Genomic DNA, 21,401 nt, shown 5'->3' with positions numbered 1-21,401 from the left:
CGGTCCTCCTCACGAGGAGGACCGGGGCACCCGAGGCCTGACGCGGGCTCAGCTCACTCCACCGGCGCCTTGTCCCGCAGGATCCGCACGAACTCCCGCATCCAGCCCGGGTGGTCCGGCCAGGCCCGGGCGGAGACCAGCTGGCCGTCGACCACGGCCTCGGCGTCCTCGTACACCGCCCCGGCCCCGGTCACGTCCAGCTCCAGCGCCGGGTAGGCGGCGGTGCGACGGCCCGTCAGGGCGCCGCCGGGCAGGGTGATCAGCGGGCCGTGGCAGATCTGCGCCACCGGCTTGTCGGCCTCGAAGAAGTGGGCCACGATCCGCTGCACCTGCGGGTCGTTGCGCAGGTACTCGGGGGCGCGGCCGCCGGGGATCACCAGCGCCGCGTACTCGGCCGGGTCGACGTCCTCGAACGCCACGTCGGCGGGCCAGGTGTAGCCGGCCTTCTCGGTGTAGGTGTCGAAGCCGGGCACGAAGTCGTGCACCACGAACTGGAGGGTCTTCTTCGACGGCGCGGCGACGACCACCTCGTAGCCCTCCTCGCGCAGCCGCTGGTACGGGTAGAGCACCTCCAGCGACTCCGCCGCGTCACCGGTGACGATCAGGACCTTCGCCGTCATTCCACGCCCCTCGAAAGCCGGCCGCCCACCCTCGTGGACGGTCCGCCCCCAACCCTTCCGCGCCGGGCCGTTGCCCGCAACGGACCTCGGTGATCACCCCCACCCCGTGCTCCCGCGCGCCCCCAGTGCGCTCCCCTTGTGCGCCCCCGCCGTCCCGCCCGGACACCCCCTCGCGAGGCCCCCGCCCGGCCCGTACCGTCGGCAGCAGATCGACCGGAGGAGTGCCCATGCCGTACTCGCTGCCCATCGAGGCCGCCACCGTCCCCAACCTGCGCGACCTGGGCGGCATCCCGCTCGCGGGCGGACGCACCGTCAGGCCCGGCCTGGTGCTGCGCTCCGGGCAGCTCGACCGCCTGGAGTCCGGGGCCGACCCGCTCTTCGACGCCCTGGGCGTGCGCACCGTGGTGGACCTGCGCACCGACCGCGAACGCACCGCCTGCCCCGACCGCCTCCCGCCCGGCGGCCGCCTGGTGGTCGCCGACGTCCTCGCCGACCTGGTCAGCTCCGGCGCCGCCTCCAAGCTCGGCACCGTGACGGCCGATCCGCTCGCGGCCAACCGACTGCTCGGCGACGGCCGCGCCGCCGGGGCGCTGATCTCCGACTACCGCTCGTTCGTGGCGGGCGACTCCGGCCGCGCCGCCTACCGCGCGCTGCTCACCGAGCTCGCCGTTCCGGCCAACGGCCCGGTCCTCTTCCACTGCACCGCCGGCAAGGACCGCACCGGCTGGGGCGCCGCCCTCCTGCTCCTGCTGCTCGGCGCCGACCGGGCCACCGTCGAGGCCGACTACCTCACCGTCAACCCGGCCGTCCGCGCCGCCTTCGCCCCCGTCGTCGAGGCCTTCACCGCGGCCGGCGGCGACCCTCAGGTCACCGAGGAACTGCTCACCGTCCGCCCCGAGTACCTCGCCGCCGCCCTGGAGACCCTCACCGACGGCTGGGGCGACCCCGAGACCTACGCCCGCACCGCCCTCGGCCTCGGGGACGAGACCCTCGACGCCCTGCGCGGCAACCTCACCCACTGAACCGGAGGACGCCCGTCGGCCACCGGCGGTGCGTTCCGGCCATCCTGCCCACCTCCGCTGGTGCGCGGCGGCCCCGCTCGGCACTCTGGGCGTGTCCGCAATAGGACGCACCCGAACGAGAAGAGGAATCGCACCATGCGCAAGTTCGCGATGGCCTTGACCGCCCTGTCCCTCGCCGCCGGAACCGGGCTGGCCGCGGCCCCCACCGCCTCGGCGGCCACGCCCTGCCCGAGCGGAGCGGTCTGCATCAGGGAGACCAACGGCACCATCCTGAGCCGGAACATCTTCTACAGCTACGGCGCCCACAACCTCCAGAACGTCACCGGCTACCGCGTGGTCGTCAACAACCAGACCGGCGGCGCGGGCTTCCAGGAGTGCACCGGCTACAACGGCACCGGCTGCTCCCCCGTCTACCGCGCCACCGGCGACTACGCGGCGATCGACTACACCCCGATCAACTCCCTCGTCCTGGTGCGCTGAGACACCGCGAGACCCGAATCCAAGGGCGCGAGGCCCGAAGGCCCCGCGCCCTTGGCGTGCCCGCCGCAGCGCACGGTGGCGGATTCCTGACGGAGCGTCAGTACGGGGCCGTGGCGGTTTGACGTTCTCGGCATCCCGGGGATACCTGTCCATGACAATTCCTTGTCAGACTCACACCGCTCGTTCACCCGCCCTTGTCCGGCACTTGACCATCCCGAGCACCTCGCCCTCCCGAGCACCTCGCACCTCAGGTCCACCCCCAGCCGTCCACCCCCAGCCGTCCACCCCACTGGACACCGCCTGGACACCCCCACTGGAGGTCCCGTGTCCGTCGAGCTGCACCAGTCCGTCTCGGCCCGGTCCGACTTCGGCGCCCGGCTGCGCCACTGGCGCCTGCTGCGCGGCCTCAGCCAGGCCGAACTCGGCCGCCGCCTGGGCTACGACGACTCGCACATCAGCCGGGTCGAGAACACCCGCCGCTGGCCCCCCGCCGGGATGGCCGAGCGGATAGACGAACTCCTGGACACCGAAGGCGAGTTGGCCGAGCTCTGGCCCCAGGTGGAGCGTGAGCGCCGCCGCCTCTCGCAGCACAGCCGCAGCCTGGCGGCCGGTCCCGGCCCGGAGACCCTGGCGCAGTTGCTGGCCACCTACCGCAGCGCCGCCCGCGCGGTCGGCGGCCACGCCCTGGTCGACGTCCTGGAGCACCACACCCGGCTGGCGGCCCGTCAGCAGCGCACCGCCCCCGCCGCCGACCGGGCCCGGCTCGGCGCACTCGCCGCCCGCTACGCCGAACTGGCCGGCTGGGCCCGCTTCGACCGGCTGGAGTACGGGCGGGCGCTGGCCTGGTACGACTGCGGCCAGGAGTGGGCGCTGGCCGCCGACGACCTGGCCGTCGCGGCGCTGCTGTCGGCCCGGCAGAGCGCGGTGCACTGGGCCTCCGGGCACGCGGCCGCCGCGCTCGGCTCGGCCCGGACCGCCGCCGCGCACGCGGCCCGCTCGGGCCGGGCGGTCGCCGAGGCCCGGGCCGCGCTGGCCCTGGCCCGCAGCCACGCCCTGGCCGGGGAGCGCGCCGCCGCCGAGGCCGCCCTGGAGCGGGCCGCCGACCGCACCGCGGCCGCCCCCACCGCCGAGGCCACCACCCTGCTGCTGCTCACCCACGGCACCTGCCACCGCGACCTCGCCGTCCGCACCGGCCGCCGCACCCACGCCCGGATCGCCGCCGACGCCCTCGGCCAGGGCCTGACCCGCCTCCCCCCGGAACAGCAGCACTACCGCGGCCTGGTGACGGCCCGTCTGGCCGGAGCCCTCGTCTGGGCCGGCCACCCCGAGACCGCCGCCAGCACCCTGGCCCGCGTCCCGGCCGCCCTCGGCCGGGTCGCCGAGGAACGCCGCCAGTCCGAACGCTGGCTGGCCCGCCACCACCACCTCTGAACACCCCGCCCCGTGCGCCACGGGGGAGCCGGGACAAGGCTGGTTCGCGACCGAACTCGTCCGGCAGCACTCTGGTCGTCAACTTCGCCGCGCCCCTACCATGTTGACGGTCGAAGGAGGTGTCGGCGTGGTGCACGGGGGTGCGGGGCCCGGCCGAAGACTGGAGAGCGCCATCGCCTGGGCGCTCAGGAACTCGGACGGCGTGGTGGCCCTCGTGGGGGCCCTGGTGATCGGCCTGCTCGACCTGTTCGGCGGCGGCCTCGGGGAGAACGTCGTCTCCGGTGCCACCCTGCTGGTGCTGGCGGGCGTCGTGTACGGCTCGCTGGCCGAGCGCCGGCGGCGGGTGGTGGACATCCAGCAGGCGACGGAGGGTGCCCGGCAGGCGGTGGAGAACCTGATGTCGGTGCGCGAGCTGACCGGCATCGAACTGGAGCGCGCGCTGGAGCGGGCCAGACAGGACACCGACCGGTGGGTGTTCAAGGGCGGCACCGGCACCTACCTCCGGGCCGTCACCCTGCCCGAGTGCGTCCAGGAGGCGCGCCGCCGGCGCCGCGCCCTCACCGTCAAGATCGACATCGTGCACCCCGGCGACGAGGCGGCCTGCGCCGCGTACGCCCGGTTCCGGGGCACCTTCGGCAACCGCGCGGATGGTGCGGGCGGGGCCGGCGGGGCGGTCTGGAGCGTGGAGCGCACCCGCAAGGAGTCCTACGCCACGGTGCTGGCCGCCGCCTGGTACCGCCAGCGCCTGGACACCCTGGAGATCGACGTCCACCTCTCGGTGGTGGCACCGTCGTTGAGGTTCGACGTCTCCGCCTCCTGCCTGATCATCACCCAGGACGATCCGCAGCGGGTCAGCATCCACGTCGAACGCGGCCGCCCGCTGTACGACTACTACGTCACCGAGCTCCACCACTACCGGGAGCAGGCGGTCAAGCTCGACCTCCGGGACGCCGGGCCGCTGGGCGACGACCCCACGGTGGACGAGGCCCGACGGCTGTTCGAGCACCTGCGCATCCCGCTGCCGACCGCCTTCTCGGACCGGGACGTCAGCGACATCATCCACCGGGCGCTGCACGCGGAGAACCCGTACCGCAGGTAGCCGCGCGTCGCGGCCGGTGCGCCCGCCGGGGAGACCAGGGGGAGACGATGGACCTCTTCAGCACGCTCGAACGGGCTGCCGGGCGCACCGCCGCCGAGCCGGAACTGGACGGCCTGGTCGGCCGCCTGCTGGCCGAAGTGGCCTCCGGGGCAAGACCGTTGCGCGCGGTCGCCCATCCGCTCGGCTTCTACTGCCTGCCGGTGCTGCGCGAGGGATCGCACGGCGTGTGCGTGCACGCGTTCGCCCCGGCCCGGCCCGGGGACGAGCGCGAGATCCACTGCCACAGCTGGGAGTTGACGAGCAGTGTGCTCTACGGCCGGGTCGGCAACCTGCGGGTGGGGGTGTACGACGCCCCCGACCGGCCGACCCACCGGGCCTTCGAGGTCCACAGCGCCGGCCGGACGGACGAGATCCGCCCGAGCCCCCGGCTGGTGCGCTGGGAGCCGCTGACCGAGCGGACCAGCGGGCGGGGCGAGACGTACACGCTGGGCGCCGGCGAGTTCCACGCCACGGTGCTGCCGGACCCGGCTCCCGCCGCCACCGTGGTGCTGGGCCGGACGGTGCCGGGGCCGGTGGACGTGCTCCTGGGGCCGGTGGACGGCACCGCCCGCCGGGTGGTGCGGCAGCTCTGCGACGCGGCCCAGACGGCCCGGATCGCCCGAGAAGTGGCCAGGAGGATCGGTGGAGACGACAGCGGCGGATGAGCGGCCCGCGCCGCACGGCTTCGCGGACGAGTGCCGGGTCGCGGTGCGGGCCGCCGAGGAGGCCGGCGACCTGCTGCGGGCCCGCTTCCTCGACGCCTTCCGGGTGGACGGCAAGGGGGAGGACGGTGACGTCGTCACCGAACTCGACCTGCTGGCCGAGGAGTTGATCACCCGGCGGCTGGCGGAGCGGTTCCCGGCGGACCACGTGCTGGCCGAGGAGGGCGGCGCCACCGGCGGCCCGCCGGGCGGCCGCCGCACCTGGTTGGTCGACCCCTTGGACGGCAGCAACAACGTGGTGGTCGGCCTGCCCGCGTACGTCGTCGGCATCGCGCTCTGCCTGGACGGCGAGCCGGTCGTCGGCGTGGTCCACGACCCGGTCCTCGGCCGGACCTGGCGGGCCGTGCGCGGCTGCGGGGCGTACGGCCCCTCCGGGCGGCTGTGGGTGCCGGACCGGCCACCGGGCACGGGCCGCCGCCCGGTGCTCGGCTGGACCCAGGGGCACGCGGTGGCGGGCGGGGACCCGGTGGCCAGGGCGCTCAAGGACGGGCTGGAACGCGGCGCCCGCCGGGTGCTCCAGCTCTGGGCGCCGCTGCTCACCTGGTCGCTGCTGGCCGGCGGGCTGATCGACGGCTTCGTCGGCTACCGGGCCGAGGAGATCGACCTGCCGGCCGGCAGCCTGCTGGCCACCGAGGCCGGACTGGTGGTCCGGGCGCTCGACGGCGGCGGGTTCAGCCCGCGGATCGGGCAGCCGGACACCGCCCGCAGCTACGTCGCGGGCCGGGAGGAGGTCATCCCGCACCTGCTCGGCCTGGTCGCCGGCGCCCTCTGAGCCACAGCCTGACCACCGCCTGACCACCGCCTGACCCACCGTCAGGGCCCGCCCGCTCAGGCAACCGCCCGCTCAGGCGCCGCCCACCAGCGCGAGCGCGGCGGTGGCCAGTGCCACGCCGCCGACGGCGAGCACGGCCCCCGTCCCGGCCACGCTCCGCAGCGGCACCCGCAGGCCCGCCGACCGGCACCGCTCGTACCAGAGCAGGGTGGCCAGCGAGGCCCAAGGGGTGATCAGCGGGCCGACGTTGGTGCCGATCAGCAGGGCCAGCAGCTGCTGGTGGTTGCCGTCCGGCACCGCCGCCTCCCCGGCCAGGTAGACCGGCAGGTTGTTGAGCAGGTTGGACAGGCCCGCGCCGACCGCCGAGGCCCGGAACAGGCCCAGCACCCCGCCGTCCGTGCCGATCGCCCCGGAGAGCAGCCGGTGCAGCCCGTGCGCGTCGACGGCCTGCACCACCAGGAACATCCCGGGCACCATCACCAGCAGCCGCCAGGGCACCAGCGAGACGCTCAACGCCGTCGGACGGCGCACGGCGTGGGCCGCCACCACCACCGCGGCGGCCGTGCCCGAGGCCACCCAGAGCGGCACCACGTCGAGCAGACTGCACGTCAGGAACCCGGCGCAGGCCAGGGCGCAGATCCGGAACAGCGCCGGGTCCGCCGGCCGGTGGGCCGGTGGCGGGTCGTACCCGTCCGCGCCCCGCCGCCCGCGCCGCCAGTAGAACCCCCACAGGCAGGCGGCGGTGGCCAGCAGGGCGGTGAGCTGGGGCGCCCACATCGCCCGGGCCAGCCCGGCGGGGGACAGCGCGACCCGGTCGGCGGCCAGCAGGTTGGTCAGGTTGGACACCGGCAGCAGCAGGCTCGCCGTGTTCGCCAGCCAGACCGTGGTCATCGCCAGCGGGAGCGGCGCGATGCCCACCCGGGTGGCCAGCGCCAGCATCACGGGGGTGAGCAGTACGGCGGTGGTGTCCAGGTTGAGCACGGTCGTGGTGAGCGTGGCGAAGCCGACGCACAGCAGGAAGAGCAGGGGGTAGCTGCCCCGCCCGGCCCGCGCCACCCAGGCCGCGATGACGTCGAACACCTCTGCGGCACTGGTCAGTTCGGCCAGCACGATGACCGAGCCCAGGAAGGCCAGCAGCGGCGCGATCCGCTGCGCGGCCGCCCCCGCCGAGTCGGCCGGGAGCAGTCCGGTGGCGAGGAGGAGCAGGCCGAGCGCGAGCAGGCCGCCGGCCAGCAGGTCGAGCGGGTGCCGTCGCCGGACGGCGGGCCAGTACGCGAACACGGGCGCCAGCGTCGCACACCCGGCCTCGTCGGTCGAGTCCGCCTCGGACGGGCTGCCGGACAGCGGCCGTGCGCACCGGAACTGACGGTGGCTCATCCGGAAAACGTTGCGTGCCAAAAGGGTTAGCCATGTCCGGAGCGGCCATATGTTCTCTCCATGGGGGCTCTTGACGCGACCCCGGGTGGCCCCGGGCCGATCGACTTCTTCATCAGCTACTCGCCGGCCGACGAACGCTGGGCGGCCTGGATCGCCTGGACCTTGGAGGACGCCGGCTACCGGGCCTTCCTCCAGGCCTGGGACTTCGTCCCGGGCACCAACTTCGTCGACTTCATGGACCACGGCATCACCGACTCCGCGGCGGTCATCGCGCTCCTCTCCCGCAACTACGAGCGCTCGCGCTACGGCCGGATGGAGTGGCAGGCCGCCCTGCGCGCGGATCCGGACGCGCCGGACCGCCGTCTGATCACGGTCCGGATCGAGGACATCCCGGTGGACGGCCTGCTCGCCACCCTCACCTACATCGACCTGGCCGGCGTGGACGAGCCGGACCGCGCCCGTCAACTCCTGCTCGCCCGGGTCGCGTCGGCGATGGACGGCAGGGCGCGGCCCGAGCTCCGCCCGGGCTACCCGGGCAGTGTGCCGGGCGCCGTCGGCGCCCTGGGATCCCCACGCCCCCTCTCCCCCACCCCACGGGCGCAGGCCACCGAGCCCTCGACGGGCGGCGGCGCGGGCCGCCGCCGGCCGAGCGTCCAGCCCGACTACCCGCAGGGGCCGGGCCGGAGCGGTCTGCGCGAGGCGGTGACCGTGCTGCACCTGGCCGGGCCCGAGTTCGGCCGGGGGCACGACCCGGTGGACCTCCAGGCGGCGGTCTGGGGAGATCTGGTGGAGCTCGCGGACTCCGGCGCGCCCGCGCCCGAACTGGTGGTCGTGACAGGCGACTTGACCGCCTCGGGCAGCCCCCGCGAGTGCGAGCAGGCGCTCTCCTACCTCACCGGGATGCGCGCCCTGCTCGGCCTGGAGCCGCACCGGGTGGCGATCGTCCCCGGCGGGAAGGACGTCAGCCAGGCCGCCTCGCGCGCCTACTTCGCCACCTGCGAGGCCGACGAGGTGCGGCCGACGGCGCCGTACTGGCCGAAGTGGCGGCACTACGCCCGGCTGTTCCAGGAGTTCTACCAGGGCCTGGACGTGGTCTTCGACAGCGCGCAGCCGTGGACCCTCTTCCCGGTTCCCGAACTGGGCACCGTGGTGGCCGGGTTGAACTCCTCGATGGCCTGGTCCCACCGGCCGGACGACCGGTACGGCTGGCTGGGCCCGGAGCAGGCGGCCTGGTTCGCCCAGGCGCTGCGCCCCTACGAGAGCGACGGCTGGCTGCGGCTCGGCGCCCTGCGCCACCCGGTGACCGCCGCCCGTCCGGCGCGCGGCGCCGCGGAGGCCGAACCGCTCCGCGACGTGGACCGGTTCACCCGGCTGACCGCGCCCCGCCTCCACCTGCTGCTGAACGGCCCGGACGGCGGCCGCGGCACCGGCGGCGCGCTGACCACCTCGGCCGGGGAGGTGACCGTCGTCGGCGCCCCGGCCGCCGGCGGCCACCAGCTGCTCCGGCTCACCCGCGAGGGGCTGACCCGCTGGTCCGCCCCGGACGTCGCGCCGACCCGGGTGGCCGCCTCCTGGCGGCGGGCCGCGAGGGCCTTCCCGGAGCCCGCGCCGGCCGCGGCCACCGCCGGCCCCCCGCAGACCGACGAGTCCGGCCCCGCCGACGGCCCGGAGCACGAGACCCGCGGCCTGGCCTCGCCGCTGCAGACCCTGCTGGCCCGGGTCACCGAGGTCTGCCGCACCCGCCACCAGGGCGCCCAGGTCCGGGAGGTGGCGGGCTCCCCGGCCCAACTCTTCGTCACCTGGGCCGAGTCCGGCCTGGTCCGCCAGCAACGGGTGGCCGTCAGCGTGCGGACACCGACACCTGAGGATGTCGACCGGTTCGTCGACGAGGTCCACGCCGACGGCGCCGCCTCGGACGCCGAGCTGGTGCACGACGGCCCGCCACCGCCCCGGGAGCTGCGCGAGCGGGCCCGGCGCCGCGGGGTGCGGGTGCGCAGCTTCCTGGAGTTCCAGGGCCTGCTGGACCTGCGGGACCACGTGACGGCCCAGAGCGAGCGGCTCGCCGCCGACAGCCAGTACCAGCCCGGCCTCTACCTGCCGCAGCGCTACCGCGACGCCGAGCGCCCCGGCGGCCAGGAACGGGACGGCCTGGTCGACGAGTTGCTCCGGCTGCTCGAGTCCGACCACGGCCGGTTCGTGCTGCTGCTCGGCGACTTCGGCCGCGGCAAGACCTTCGCCCTGCGCGAGACCGCCCGCCGCATCCCGGCCGAACTCCCGCATCTGGCACCGCTGTTCATCGACCTGAGCGCGCTCGACAAGGCGCACTCGCTGGACGGCCTGGTGGCGGCCCACCTGGCCGAGCACGGCATCGACACGCTGGACCTGCGCGCGTTCCGCTACATGCTCCGGCAGGGCCGGATCGTGCTGCTCTTCGACGGCTTCGACGAGCTCGTCAACCGGGTCAGCTACGAACGCGCCGCGGACCACCTCCAGGTGCTGCTCGACGCCGCCGTCGACAGTGCCAAGATCGTCGTCACCAGCCGTACCCAGCACTTCAGTTCGCACGAGCAGGTGCTCACCGCGCTCGGCGAGCGGGTCGGCCTGCTCCCACAGCGCAGGCTGGTCGCCGTCCAGGACTTCACCCCGCAGCAGATCCGGGGCTACCTCGCCAACCGGTACGGCGACCCGGACGCCGCCGACCGCCGGATGCGGCTGCTGGAGGCCATCCCCGACCTGCTCGAACTCTGCCGCAACCCACGGCTGCTCAGTTTCGTCGCCGACCTCGACCACGACCGGCTGCGTGCCGTGGCGGGCGCCGGCCGGGCGCTCAGTGCCGCCGGTCTCTACCAGGAGGTCTTCACCTCCTGGCTGCGGTTCGAGGAGCGGCGCGGCGACAGCGGTCCGGGGGCCGCCGCCGGCCTGCGCCTGGACCAGCTCTGGCAGGCCGTCACCCTGCTCGCCCTGCGCCTCTGGGAGAGCGGCCGGGTCTCCGTGGCGCTGGACGAGATCCACGACATCGCCGAGGTGCTGGGCGGCCTGGCCGAGAACCCGATGCCCACCTCGCAGGTCGCGCACGCCGTCGGCTCGGGCAGCCTGCTGACCCGCTCCGACGAGGGCATGTTCCAGTTCATCCACGGATCGGTGGTGGAGTGGCTGGTGGCCAGGGCGGCCGCGGCCGCGCTGGAGCGCGGCGAGACCGAGCTGCTCGGGCGCGGCCCGCTCAGCCGGCTCGCCGTCGAGTTCCTCTGCGACCTCGCCGACCACCAGGCCTGCCAGAGCTGGGCCCGGTCCGTCCTGGACGGCGGCGAGGACGACGGACCGGCCAGGCTCAACGCCATCAAGGTGCTGGACCGGCTCAGGGTGCCCGCGCACACCGACCTGCACGGCGCCACCCTGGCCGGCGAGGACCTCTCGCACCGCGACCTGTCGGGCGTCGACCTGTCCGGCGCCGACCTGACCGACACCCGCCTGCTCGGCGCCGACCTCTCCGGCGCCGACCTGCGCGGCGCGACCCTGGCCGGCGCCCGGCTCGACGCGGCCGACCTGTCCGGTGCGGACCTGCGCTCCGCCGACCTGCGCGGCGCCCGGCTGATCCGCACCGACCTGCGGGGCGCCCGGCTGCACGGCAGCCGCTGGCAACGGGCCGCGCTGATCTCGGCCGTGACGGACCCTCAGGTGCTGGCCGCACCCGAACTGCGGGCGGCCGCGATCGCCCCCGGGCTCCCCGTCGAGGCCGGGTTCAGCCCCTCGGAGGTCGGCGTCCCGTACGGGTTCGACGTGCGTTCCACCCGGCTGCCCGAACCCGTCGCCTTCAGCCCCGACGGCCGGCTGCTCGCGATCGGCAGCGAGGACGGCAGCGTGCTGGTCTGCGACGCGCTCACCGGGGTCGCCCTGCGCACCCTCAAGGACCACATCGGGCGGGTCTACGCGGTCAAGTTCGCGGGTGACCTGCTGGCCACCGGCAGCGCCGACGGGACCGTCCGGCTCTGGGACCAGGTCACCGGCGAGTGCCGGCACCGCCTCGACGTCCACCCCGGCGGCGTCTGGCCGGTCTCCCTGGGGCCGGACGGCCGGCTGGTCGCCACCGGCGACCCGACCGGCGTGGTGACCCTCTGGGACACCGCCACCGGACGCCCGCTGCACCGCCTCCCCGGCCACGCCGCCCCCGTCTACACCGCGGTGTTCAGTCCGGACGGCACCCTGCTGGTCACCGGTGACCAGGGCGGCGGGGCCCGGCTCTGGTCGAGCGCCACCGGCCGCCGGCTGGCCGTACTGCCCGGCCACCGGGGCACCGTCTACCGGACGGCGTTCAGCCCGGACGGCACCCTGATCGCCACCGCCGACGGGGGCGGTGCCGACACCGGCGGCACCGTGCGGATCTGGGAGACGGCCGGGCGGAGGCTGCTGCACACCCTGCCGGGCCACGCCGGACGGATCTACACCCTCGCCTTCCACCCCGACGGCGACCTGCTGGCCAGCGGGGACACCGAGGGCCAGATCCGGCTCTGGAACCCGCTCGACGGCACACCGGCCGGCCGGCCCGAGGACTCGACCGGCAAGATCTACCAGGTCACCTTCGACGAGGGCGGCACCCGGCTCGCCGCGAGCGACAGCGACGGCGGGGTCCGGCTCTGGCGCGTCACCGGTGCCCCGCGGGCGGGCGGTGACCGCGCGCCGGGCCACGAGGTGGTGCGGATGGACCGTCAGCCGCCCGAGCACCGGGGCTCGGTGTGGGCCTGCCGGTTCCGGCCCGGTCCCGGCCGGGGCGGTGCGGAGAGCGACCGCCTGCTGGTGACCGGTGGCAACGACGGGCTGGTCCGGCTCTGGGATCCGGCCTCCGGGCGGAGCCGCCAGCTCCTGCGCGGCCACGGCCGGCGGATCGGCTCGCTCGGCTTCAGCGGCGACGGCACCCTGCTCGCGGCCGGCGGCAACGACGGCGTGGTCCGGATCTGGGAGCCCGCGACCGGCCGCCGGGTGCGCGAACTGTCCGGCCGCAGCAGCCGGCTGGTCTCCGCCGAGTTCAGCCCGGAGGAGGCGATCCTGGCGACCGCCACCAACGACGGCGACCTCTGCCTGTGGAACGCCAGGACCGGCGAGTACCTGCGCGAGCTGGACGTCGAGACCGAGCACATCTGGGCCGAGGCGTTCAGTCCCGACGGCGAACTGGTGGCCACCGCCAACGACGACGACACCGTCCGCATCTGGTACCGCCGCACCGGCGCCCACCTCGGCACCCTGCGTGAGCACCGGGGCCGGGTCCGCTCCATCGCCTTCGGCCCGGACGGCCGGCACCTGTTCACCGGCTGCGACGACCACCGGGTCCGGATCTGCGACCTCGAGACCGTCGGGGTCGAGGCCGAACTCGACGCCCACACCGACCGCGTGTACGCCGTCGTCTCCGCGCCCGACGGCTCCTGGCTGGCCAGCGCCTCCTGGGACGGCACCGCGCTGATCTGGCGCGACGGCGTCGTCCGGCACCGGCTGGCCGGCCACGTCGGACGGCTCTGGACCGCGTCCGCCCACCCCTCCCGGCCGCTGCTCGCCACCGCGGGGGACGACCGCGCGGTCCGGCTCTGGGACGTGCGCACCGGCGAGCAGGTGGCGGACCTGCGCGGCCACACCGGCCGGATCCTGGCCGTCGCGTTCAGCCCCGACGGCTCGCTGCTGGCCAGCGGCGGCGAGGACGGCACCGTCCGGCTCTGGCGCCTGCGCGCCGACGGCCGCCCCGGCGCCCTCGCCACCCTGATCGGCGCCCCGGACGGCTGGGCGGCGCTGCTGCCCTCCGGGGCGTACAAGTGCGAGGGCGACGTGGCCGGCGAGTTCTGGCACGCCGTCGGCATGTGCCGCTTCGAACCCGGTGAGCTGGACGGTCAGCTCCCGGGCGTCCACCGGCTCCCCCCGGAGGCCTGGCTCTGACGTGCGGACGGCCCCTCCGCCGTCGGGCGGAGGGGCCGTTCTGAGCTGCCGTCAGCCCGTCGACCCGTCAGAGCGAGGCGGCGGCCGCCGTGATGGCCGAGGCGTAGGTGCTCACCTGGGTGTAGACACCCGGCTTGCCGGGCCGCGCGCAGCCCTCGCCCCAGCTGGTGATGCCGACCTGGATCCAGTTGTTGGCGGAGTCCCGGCGGAACATCGGGCCGCCCGAGTCGCCCTGGCAGGTGTCCACCCCGCCGCTGGCCAGGTTGCCCGCGCAGAGCGAGGCCGCCGTCACCAGGCCCGGGTAGGCCGAGGCGCAGCTCGCGTCGCTGACGAACGGGACGTTGGCCTTGAGCAGGTAGCGCTGCTGGCCCCCGCCCTCGCTCGCCGCGCCCCAGCCGGCCACCGTGAAGGTGCCGCTGTCGTAGGCGGTGGTGGAGGCGATCGGCAGGGTGGCGACGGCGGCCGGGACCGCCGAGGCGAGCTTGATCAGCGCCCAGTCCTTGCCGTTCTCCGCACCGGTGAAGCCGGGGGCCCGGTACACCTTGGTGGACTTGATCTTCACCGCGCTCGAGCTCTGCAGGTCCACCTGGCCGACGGTGGCCGTGATGCTGGTGGTGTTACCGCTGGCGCCGACGCAGTGCGCGGCGGTCAGCACGACCTGACGGGTGATCATCGCGCCGCCGCAGCCCATCGACAGCCGGACCATGAACGGGAACTCGCCCTGCGCGGCCCGGGTGCCGCCGACAACGCTCGGGGGCACCTCCCCGGCCTGGGCGGGCAGCACCATGGCACCGGTCGCCAGCAGGGCACCGGCCGCGAGGGACGACCAGCGAGCCAGTTGACGCTTCATCATCAGCCTCCGAAGTGGGGGTCGGGAGGGCCCCAGCTTCCTTGTCGGCGCACCGTCAGCGGCAGGGGTGGGAACCTGCCACCCCCGACTGGCAGGAGCACGCGCCCGGACCGTCCGGAGTCCGTGCCCACGCTGGCAGAACCCCCGCCCCCGGAGGAGGATCGGCCCCGTGGAGACCAACACGCCCGCGAGCGCGGAGCCCGCCGACGGCCTGCGCCTGGGCACCGCCCGGGGCCGCTGGGTGCTGGCCGCCACCGCGCTCGGCTCCGGCATGGCGATGCTCGACGGCACGGTGGTGAACGTCGCCCTGCCCCGGATCGGCGCCGACCTCGGCGCCTCGATGGCCGCGCTCCAGTGGACGGTCAACGCCTACCTGCTCACCCTGGCCGGCCTGATCCTGCTCGGCGGATCGCTCGGCGACCGCTACGGCCGCCGCCGGGTCTTCCTGATCGGCGTGGTCTGGTTCGCCGCCGCCTCCGCCCTCTGCGCCTTCGCCCCGAACGCCGGTCTGCTGATCGCAGCCCGCGCCCTCCAGGGCATCGGCGGCGCCCTCCTGACGCCGGGTTCGCTGGCCATGCTCCAGGCCTCCTTCCACCCGGACGACCGCTCCGGCGCGGTCGGCGTCTGGTCCGGCCTCGGCGGGGTCGGCGCGGCGGCCGGGCCGTTCCTCGGCGGCTGGCTGGTGGACGGGCCCGGCTGGCGCTGGGTCTTCCTGCTCAACCTGCCGCTGGCCGCCGTGGTGATCGCGGTGACGGCCCGTCACGTCCCGGAGACCAGGGACGAGTCCGCCACCGGCCGCTTCGACCTGCCCGGCGCCGTGCTGGCCGCGCTCTCGCTGGCCGGGATCACCTACGCCCTCACCGAGGCGGGCCGCGGCCTCTCCCCGCTCCTGGGCGTGGCGGGCGTCCTGCTCGGGGTGGCCTTCGTGCTGGTCGAACGGCGCAGCCCGGAGCCGATGATGCCGCTGAGCCTCTTCTCGTCCCGGCTGTTCTCCGCCGTCAACCTGGTCACGCTCTGCGTCTACGCGGCGTTCAGCGGGATCTTCCTGCTGCTGATGGTGCAGCTGCAGACCGTCTCTGGCTTCACCCCGCTGACCTCCGGGCTGGCGCTGCTGCCGATCACCCTGCTGATGCTGGCCCTCTCCGGCCGGGCCGGCCGCTTCGGCCACCGGGTCGGCCCCCGGCTGCCGCTGACGCTCGGTCCGCTGCTCTGCGCGGGCGGGGTCCTGCTGCTGCTCCGGATCGGCCCGGGCGCCTCGTACTGGACGGACGTGCTGCCCGCCGTCACCGTGCTCGGCTCCGGGATGACCCTGCTGGTCGCCCCGCTGACCGCCACCGTGCTGGCCGCCGTCGAGGTCCGCCGCGCGGGCATCGCCAGCGGCGTCAACAACGCGGCCGCCCGGGCGGCCGGCCTGCTGGCGGTGGCCGCCCTGCCGCCGCTGGCCGGGCTGACCGGCGACGCCTACCTCGACCCGGCCCGGGTCGACCACGCCTTCGGCACCGCGATGTACGCCTGCACCGGCCTGCTCCTGCTGGGCGCCCTGCTCTCCGTGCTCACCGTCCCGCGCTCCGCCCTGGAGCCGGAGCACGAGGTCGCCGAACCCACCTGCGGGTGGTACTGCGACGGCACCACCCCACCGCTCGACCGGCCCCCGCCCGGATGACCCCCGTGCACACCCGGCCGGGGGCCGGTCGACAGCTCCCCGTGAGCCGGTACGATCCTCCCGCCGGCGGGCGGTGCGGCACATCCACCGGTGAGTTGACCTCCCGTCAGCTCCGTACACCCCGGGGTTGAGTTCCGTACACGATCCGCGAGCCCGCCCGGCCCGCCCGGCTCAGCCGGCCACCGCGCCCGGCACCACCAGCCGCGCCTCGTAGGCGGCGATCACCGCCTGGGCCCGGCTGCGCAGGCCGAGCTTGGTCATCACCCGGTGCAGATGGGTCTTGACGGTGGCCTCGCTCACCACCAGCCGGGCGGCGATCTCCTCGTTCGACAGACCGCGTGCCACCCAGGTCAGCACCTCCCGCTCACGGCCGGTCAGCTGCTCCAACTCCCGCCCCGCACCGGGCGGTTCGGCGCGCGGCGCGAACACCTCCACCAGCCGCCTGGTCACCCCCGAGGCGAACAGCACGTCCCCGGCCGCGATGGTGGCGATGGCGGCCAGCAGCCGCTCCGGCGGGGTGTCCTTGAGCAGGAACCCGCCGGCCCCGGCGCGTAGCGCGGCGTAGACGTACTCGTCCAGGTCGAAGGTGGTCAGCATGATCACGCACGGCCGCTCCCCGGGAGCCGCCCCGGCGGCGCCGGCCAGCAGCCGCTCGGTGGCGGTGATCCCGTTCATGCCCGGCATCCGGATGTCCATCAGCACCACCTCGGGCCGGTGCAGCGCGGCGGCGGCCAGCGCTTCCTCCCCGCTGCCCGCCTCCCACACCGGACCGAAGCCCGGAGCTGCCCGCAGCAGTGCCGCCACCCCCGCCCGGACCAGGTACTGGTCGTCCACCACCAGGACGCTCGTCATGACCCCACCCCCGTCAACTCCCCGACCCGGCCGGCTGGTCCGGCCGCAGGGGCAGCACCAACCGCACCTCGAAACCCCCGTCGGCGGTCTCCCCCGCCGTCAGTTCGCCACCGCTGATCCTGGCCCGTTCGCGCAGCCCGATCAACCCGTGCCCGGCCCGGCGGCCCTCCGACCGCACTCCGTCGGCGAGATTGCGCACCGTCACCTCCAGGTGCCCGGCCGTCCGGACCACCAGTACCTCGGTACTGGCCCCCCGGGCGTGCTCGGCCACGTTGGCCAGCGCCTCCTGCACGGTGCGGAAGGCGCACAGCTCCACACCCGGCGACAGCGACCCGCCCCGGCCCTCCCTGCGGTACCGCACCCGGCCGCCGGCCCCCGCCGCCGCGTCCACCAGCGCCGGGATCCCGTCCAGCCCGGGCAGCGCGTCCATCGGCGGGCCCTGGTCCCGGTCCTCGCGCAGCGCGCCGGTCAGCCCTCGCAGCTCCGCCAGCACCTCGTGGCTGACCTGCCGGACGGTGTCCACCGCCTTCCGGGCGGCCACCGGATCGGAGCTGAACACGTACCCGGCCAGGCCCGCCTGCACCGAGATCACCGCCATGTGATGGGCGATCAGGTCGTGCAGCTCCCGGGTGATCCGGATCCGCTCGTCCACCAGCGCCCGCCGCTCCCGGTCCGCCTGCTCGAGCGCCAACTCCTCCGACAGGCACCGGAACCGGGCCTGCCCCCGGGCGAGGCGGCCGACCAGCGCGGCCAGCGGCGGAGCCGTCAGCGCCTGCGCAGCCACCACCTCGGGGGCCAGTCCGCCGGCGATCCCGCTCTGCACCATCACGGCCGTGGTGAGGGCCAGCGCCGGAGCCGCGGCCCGCCAGGTGCGCAGCTCGCACACCACCAGCAGGGTCAGCAGGGTGCTCCACCAGTTGACGGAGGGCTGGTAGCCGAGCGCGAGGTAGGCGGAGTACCCGAGGTCGGAGACGAGCACGGCCGCGACGGGGTGACGGCCGCAGAACGCGAGCGGCCCGGCGGTCGCGACGGTCAGCGGGTACGCCCACCCGTCGAACTCCCGCCACCCGAGCGGCTGGTACCCCCGCCCCACCACCCACCCGCACACCACCAGCACCACGGCGGCCCCCACCTCCAGGGCCCGCCGCTCACCCACCGTCCGCCACCGCACCGCACGGAGGCTAACCGCCCCTCACGGCCCCGTCGTCAACCCCACGGTTGATAGTCGCGGAGCGCCAACAGGGGCGCGAGGCTCTGCTGATTCGCGGCTCCGCCGCGGGGCGCGAATCGGAAGGCGGCTCACCTGCAACTGACCCACCATCAGCCAGTTGCACGTGCTGCCTTCCCACCCCGCGCCGTTCCTCGCGCCCCCGGCGGCACCGTGTGCCTAGAGGATGTCCCCCGGCGCGTACTTGGCGGCCGCCGGGTACGCCGTGGCGACGGCCTCGACGCGGCGGACCAGCTCCGCGACCTGCGCGCCCGCCGCCCCCGTGAACGACAGCCGGTCCGCGAGCAGCGCGTCGAGCGCCGCCCGGTCGAGCGGGATCCGCTCGTCCGCGGCCAGCTTGTCGAGCAGCGCGTTCTCCCGCGCACCCTCCCGCATGGCCAGCGCCGAGGCGACCGCGTGCTCCTTGATGACCTCGTGCGCGGTCTCCCGGCCGACACCCGCGCGCACCGCGCCCATCAGGACCTTGGTGGTGGCGAGGAACGGCAGGTACCGGTCCAGCTCGGCCTCGACCACGGCCGGGAAGGCGCCGAACTCGTCGAGCACCGTCAGGAAGGTCTCCAGCAGGCCGTCGAAGGCGAAGAACGCGTCCGGCAGGGCCACCCGCCGCACGACCGAGCAGGAGACGTCGCCCTCGTTCCACTGGTCGCCGCCGAGCTCGGCGGTCATCGAGGCGTAGCCGCGCAGGATCACCGCGAGGCCGTTGACGCGCTCGCAGGAGCGGGTGTTCATCTTGTGCGGCATGGCGGAGGAGCCGACCTGGCCGGCCTTGAAGCCCTCGGTGACCAGCTCGTGGCCGGCCATCAGGCGGATGGTCTTGGCCAGGCTGGACGGGCCGGCGGCCAGCTGCACCAGGGCGGTGACCACCTCGAAGTCCAGCGAGCGCGGGTAGACCTGACCGACGCTGGTGAAGACCCTCTCGAAGCCGAGGTGGGCGGCGACCCGCTGCTCCAGCTCGGCGAGCTTCTCGGCGTCGCCGCCGAGCAGGTCGAGCATGTCCTGGGCGGTGCCGACCGGGCCCTTGATCCCGCGCAGCGGGTAACGGGCGATCAGCTCCTCCAGCCGCGCGAAGGCGACCAGCAGCTCGTCGGCGATCGAGGCGAACCGCTTGCCGAGGGTGGTGGCCTGGGCGGCGACGTTGTGCGAACGCCCGGCCATGACCAGGTCGCCGTACTGGGCGGAGAGGGCGCCGAGGCGGACCAGGACGGCCACCGTGCGGTCCCGGACGTGCTCCAGGGACTGGCGGATCTGGAGCTGCTCGACGTTCTCGGTCAGGTCCCGGGAGGTCATGCCCTTGTGGATCTGCTCGTGCCCGGCGAGCTCGCTGAACTCCTCGATGCGGGCCTTCACGTCGTGCCGGGTGATCCGCTCACGGGCGGCGATGGACCCGAGGTCCACCTGGTCGATGACGCGCTCGTAGTCGGCGACGGCGGTCTCGGGCACCTCGATGCCGAGGTCCTGCTGGGCCTTCAGGACGGCGAGCCACAGGTGGCGTTCGAGGACCACCTTGTGCTCGGGGGACCACAGCTGGGCCAGGGTCGCCGAGGCGTACCGGGAGGCCAGGACATTGGGGATCTGGGGCTTCGCGCTCACGCTTCGCAAGCCTAACAGTCCAGGTCGGAGCGGTTCGCAGCGGCTCGGCCAAGGGACTTGACTACGCGCGTAGCCCCGTGCTGAGCCCGGCGAACAGCAGGTCGAACAGGTGGTCCCGGCGCCCGGCCAGCTGCTCCGACTGCCCGCCGACCCAGCCGAGCGCGTTGCTCAGCGCGTACAGGTCCAGCGGGGTCACGTCGGCCCGGACGGCACCCCCCCGCTGAGCCGCCGTCAGCAGCCGGCCGGTCGCCTCCCGCATGGCCAGGCAGTCGGCGTGCAGCGGCGAGCCGGGGTCGCCGAGCGTGGCCAGCAGGGTGGCCGGCAGGCCGTGGTAGGCACCCGCCTCCCGGGTGAACTCGTACAGCCAGTCCCGCAGCGCCCGCTCGGGCTCCTGCCCGCCCGCGCCCAGCTCGGCGGCCCGCTCGGCCAGCGCGCGGAAGCGCCGGCGCAGCAACGCCTCCAGCAGGACCTCCCGGTTCGGGAAGTGCCGGTACAGGGTGCCGAGGCCGACCCCGGCCCGGCGGGCGACGTCCCGCAGGGAGGCCTGGGTGCCCTGCTCGGCGACCACCTCGGCGGCCACCTCCAGCAGCCGTTCGCGGTTGCGGACGGCGTCCGCGCGCGGCGCGCGACCCTCACCTGACGACGCTTCAGCAGGCATGCGACCTCGACCCTTTGACAAACGGAGCACTGCTCCGCTTCACTTTCCGGAGCAGTGCTCCGCATTCTACCGAGCCCTGCACTCCGTCATTCCCAGGGAGGGGACATGACCGTGCCGACCATGCACGCGATCCACATCACCGAGTTCGGCGGCCCCGGACAGCTGACCTGGACCGAGCTGCCCCGGCCGGTGCCCGGCCCGGGCGAGGTCCTGGTCGAGGTCCGCGCGGTGGGGTTCAACCCGGCGGACGCCCACGCCCGGGACGGCTTCCGTGCCATCCCCGAGGCCCTGCGGCCGGACTGGCCGCTGCCGCTGGTCCCGGGCTGGGACGTCTCCGGCACGGTGGCCGCGCTCGGGCCGGGGGTGACGCGGTGGACGGTCGGGGACGAGGTGTTCGGGCTGGTGAACTTCCCCGGCCGGGGCGAGGCCTACGCCGAGTACCTGACCGCCCCCGCCGAGCACCTGGCCCGCAAGCCCGCCACCCTGGACCACGTCACGGCGGCGGGTGTGCCGTTGGCCGGGCTGACGGCGTACCAGTTCCTCTTCCAGCACATGGCCGGCCACGTCCGGGGCACCGTGCTGGTGAACGGCGCGGCGGGCGGGGTCGGCCACCTCGCGGTGCAGCTGGCCCGCTCCGCCGGGGCCGAGCGGGTGGTGGGGGTGGCCTCCGGGCGGCACCGGGAGTACCTGGAGCGGCTCGGCGTGGACGCGTTCGTGGACCGCGAGCGCGGCCCGGTGGCCGGGTCCGTCCAGGACGCGGACTTCGTGCTCGACACGGTCGGCGGCCCGCGGGCGGAGCTCCTGCTGGGGACCCTGCGTCCGGGCGGCGCGGTCGCCCCGGTCTACCCGGCCGAGTACGACCCCGCGCGCGTCGCCGAGCTGGGGGTCACCGCCCTGCCCGTGCACCAGGTCCGCTCCAGCGGCGCCGACCTCGCCGAGCTCGGCCGGCGGATCGACGCCGGGGAGGTCACCCCCGCCGTCGACTCGGTCTTCCCGCTCCGGGAGGCGGCCGCCGCGCACGAGCGCGCCGCGCGGGGCCACCTCCAGGGCAAGATCGTGCTCACCGTCGGCTGACGGCGGCT

The 21,401-nt window shown here is 75.2% G+C and carries 16 protein-coding genes; 9 read left to right on the top strand and 7 right to left on the bottom strand.

Annotation, left to right across the window (positions count from 1 at the left end; genetic code table 11):
* Positions 1-53: 53 nt before the first annotated feature.
* Positions 54-620: a DJ-1/PfpI family protein gene (locus ACZ6ZR_RS00245; RefSeq protein ID WP_465637752.1), complete on the bottom strand. Its 567-nt coding sequence runs from the start codon at positions 618-620 to the stop codon at positions 54-56.
* A gap of 227 nt (positions 621-847) precedes the next feature.
* On the opposite strand from ACZ6ZR_RS00245, the gene ACZ6ZR_RS00240 reads away from it, so the two are divergent.
* The 6 genes from ACZ6ZR_RS00240 (at position 848) to ACZ6ZR_RS00215 (ending at position 6,185) form a co-directional block, all read left to right on the top strand.
* On the top strand, positions 848-1,642 hold the full coding sequence (locus ACZ6ZR_RS00240; RefSeq protein WP_465637750.1) for a tyrosine-protein phosphatase: 795 nt from the start codon (positions 848-850) through the stop codon (positions 1,640-1,642).
* 135 nt (positions 1,643-1,777) lie between these two features.
* The gene (locus ACZ6ZR_RS00235; RefSeq protein ID WP_465637748.1) at positions 1,778-2,122 is read left to right on the top strand and encodes a hypothetical protein; all 345 of its coding nucleotides are present in this window, start codon (positions 1,778-1,780) and stop codon (positions 2,120-2,122) included.
* Positions 2,123-2,446: 324 nt separating this feature from the next.
* Positions 2,447-3,553 (top strand): helix-turn-helix domain-containing protein, encoded by a 1,107-nt coding sequence (locus ACZ6ZR_RS00230; protein WP_465637746.1) that lies wholly within the window; start codon positions 2,447-2,449, stop codon positions 3,551-3,553.
* Positions 3,554-3,680: 127 nt separating this feature from the next.
* A complete protein-coding gene (locus ACZ6ZR_RS00225; RefSeq protein WP_465637744.1) occupies positions 3,681-4,652 on the top strand; it encodes a hypothetical protein in 972 nt (323 codons plus the stop codon).
* A gap of 47 nt (positions 4,653-4,699) precedes the next feature.
* Positions 4,700-5,356, top strand: a complete 657-nt coding sequence (locus ACZ6ZR_RS00220; RefSeq protein ID WP_465637742.1) for a hypothetical protein — start codon at positions 4,700-4,702, stop codon at positions 5,354-5,356.
* Complete coding sequence (locus ACZ6ZR_RS00215; RefSeq protein WP_465637740.1) at positions 5,334-6,185, top strand: inositol monophosphatase family protein; 852 nt, start codon at positions 5,334-5,336, stop codon at positions 6,183-6,185. Before ACZ6ZR_RS00220 ends, ACZ6ZR_RS00215 begins: the two co-directional genes overlap by 23 nt.
* A gap of 72 nt (positions 6,186-6,257) precedes the next feature.
* On the opposite strand, the gene ACZ6ZR_RS00210 is transcribed toward ACZ6ZR_RS00215, so the two are convergent.
* Entirely contained in the window at positions 6,258-7,466 is a 1,209-nt protein-coding gene (locus ACZ6ZR_RS00210; protein WP_465638474.1) for an ArsB/NhaD family transporter, read from the bottom strand.
* 156 nt (positions 7,467-7,622) lie between these two features.
* On the opposite strand from ACZ6ZR_RS00210, the gene ACZ6ZR_RS00205 reads away from it, so the two are divergent.
* Positions 7,623-13,478: a WD40 domain-containing protein gene (locus ACZ6ZR_RS00205; protein WP_465637738.1), complete on the top strand. Its 5,856-nt coding sequence runs from the start codon at positions 7,623-7,625 to the stop codon at positions 13,476-13,478.
* Between the two features lie 67 nt (positions 13,479-13,545).
* Here the strand turns inward: ACZ6ZR_RS00205 and ACZ6ZR_RS00200 are convergent, their stop codons facing one another.
* Positions 13,546-14,331 carry a S1 family peptidase gene (locus ACZ6ZR_RS00200; RefSeq protein WP_465637736.1) on the bottom strand — a complete coding sequence of 262 codons (786 nt, stop codon included), beginning with the start codon at positions 14,329-14,331 and terminating at the stop codon, positions 13,546-13,548.
* 166 nt (positions 14,332-14,497) lie between these two features.
* Between ACZ6ZR_RS00200 and ACZ6ZR_RS00195 the strand changes: the two genes are divergently transcribed.
* Positions 14,498-15,991 (top strand): DHA2 family efflux MFS transporter permease subunit, encoded by a 1,494-nt coding sequence (locus ACZ6ZR_RS00195; protein WP_465637734.1) that lies wholly within the window; start codon positions 14,498-14,500, stop codon positions 15,989-15,991.
* 171 nt (positions 15,992-16,162) lie between these two features.
* On the opposite strand, the gene ACZ6ZR_RS00190 is transcribed toward ACZ6ZR_RS00195, so the two are convergent.
* From ACZ6ZR_RS00190 to ACZ6ZR_RS00175, 4 genes are all read right to left on the bottom strand, one after another.
* The gene (locus ACZ6ZR_RS00190; protein ID WP_465637732.1) at positions 16,163-16,843 is read right to left on the bottom strand and encodes a response regulator; all 681 of its coding nucleotides are present in this window, start codon (positions 16,841-16,843) and stop codon (positions 16,163-16,165) included.
* A 13-nt stretch (positions 16,844-16,856) separates the two neighbouring features.
* The gene (locus tag ACZ6ZR_RS00185) at positions 16,857-18,014 is read right to left on the bottom strand and encodes a sensor histidine kinase (protein WP_465637730.1); all 1,158 of its coding nucleotides are present in this window, start codon (positions 18,012-18,014) and stop codon (positions 16,857-16,859) included.
* Positions 18,015-18,230: 216 nt separating this feature from the next.
* A complete protein-coding gene (gene purB, locus ACZ6ZR_RS00180) occupies positions 18,231-19,670 on the bottom strand; it encodes an adenylosuccinate lyase (RefSeq protein WP_465637728.1) in 1,440 nt (479 codons plus the stop codon).
* 52 nt (positions 19,671-19,722) lie between these two features.
* Positions 19,723-20,319, bottom strand: coding sequence for a TetR/AcrR family transcriptional regulator (locus ACZ6ZR_RS00175; RefSeq protein ID WP_465637726.1), 597 nt, complete (start codon positions 20,317-20,319; stop codon positions 19,723-19,725).
* Positions 20,320-20,424: 105 nt separating this feature from the next.
* On the opposite strand from ACZ6ZR_RS00175, the gene ACZ6ZR_RS00170 reads away from it, so the two are divergent.
* Positions 20,425-21,393 (top strand): NADP-dependent oxidoreductase, encoded by a 969-nt coding sequence (locus tag ACZ6ZR_RS00170; protein ID WP_465637725.1) that lies wholly within the window; start codon positions 20,425-20,427, stop codon positions 21,391-21,393.
* Positions 21,394-21,401 lie beyond the last annotated feature (8 nt).

The organism is Kitasatospora sp. NPDC088742 (assembly GCF_055584905.1).
The sequence above is the reverse complement of the archived record's forward strand: the minus strand, read 5'-3'. Positions and strand labels throughout refer to the sequence as shown.

Bases quoted from the DNA above. Each gene is read 5' to 3' on its own strand.
- ACZ6ZR_RS00245 (WP_465637752.1), bottom strand. From the start codon at position 620: ATGACGGCGAAGGTCCTGATCGTCACCGGTGACGCGGCGGAGTCGCTG.
- ACZ6ZR_RS00220 (WP_465637742.1), top strand. From the start codon at position 4,700: ATGGACCTCTTCAGCACGCTCGAACGGGCTGCCGGGCGCACCGCCGCC.
- ACZ6ZR_RS00240 (WP_465637750.1), top strand. From the start codon at position 848: ATGCCGTACTCGCTGCCCATCGAGGCCGCCACCGTCCCCAACCTGCGC.
- ACZ6ZR_RS00205 (WP_465637738.1), top strand. From the start codon at position 7,623: ATGGGGGCTCTTGACGCGACCCCGGGTGGCCCCGGGCCGATCGACTTC.
- ACZ6ZR_RS00200 (WP_465637736.1), bottom strand. From the start codon at position 14,331: ATGATGAAGCGTCAACTGGCTCGCTGGTCGTCCCTCGCGGCCGGTGCC.
- ACZ6ZR_RS00170 (WP_465637725.1), top strand. From the start codon at position 20,425: ATGACCGTGCCGACCATGCACGCGATCCACATCACCGAGTTCGGCGGC.
- ACZ6ZR_RS00190 (WP_465637732.1), bottom strand. From the start codon at position 16,843: ATGACGAGCGTCCTGGTGGTGGACGACCAGTACCTGGTCCGGGCGGGG.
- ACZ6ZR_RS00235 (WP_465637748.1), top strand. From the start codon at position 1,778: ATGCGCAAGTTCGCGATGGCCTTGACCGCCCTGTCCCTCGCCGCCGGA.
- ACZ6ZR_RS00175 (WP_465637726.1), bottom strand. From the start codon at position 20,319: ATGCCTGCTGAAGCGTCGTCAGGTGAGGGTCGCGCGCCGCGCGCGGAC.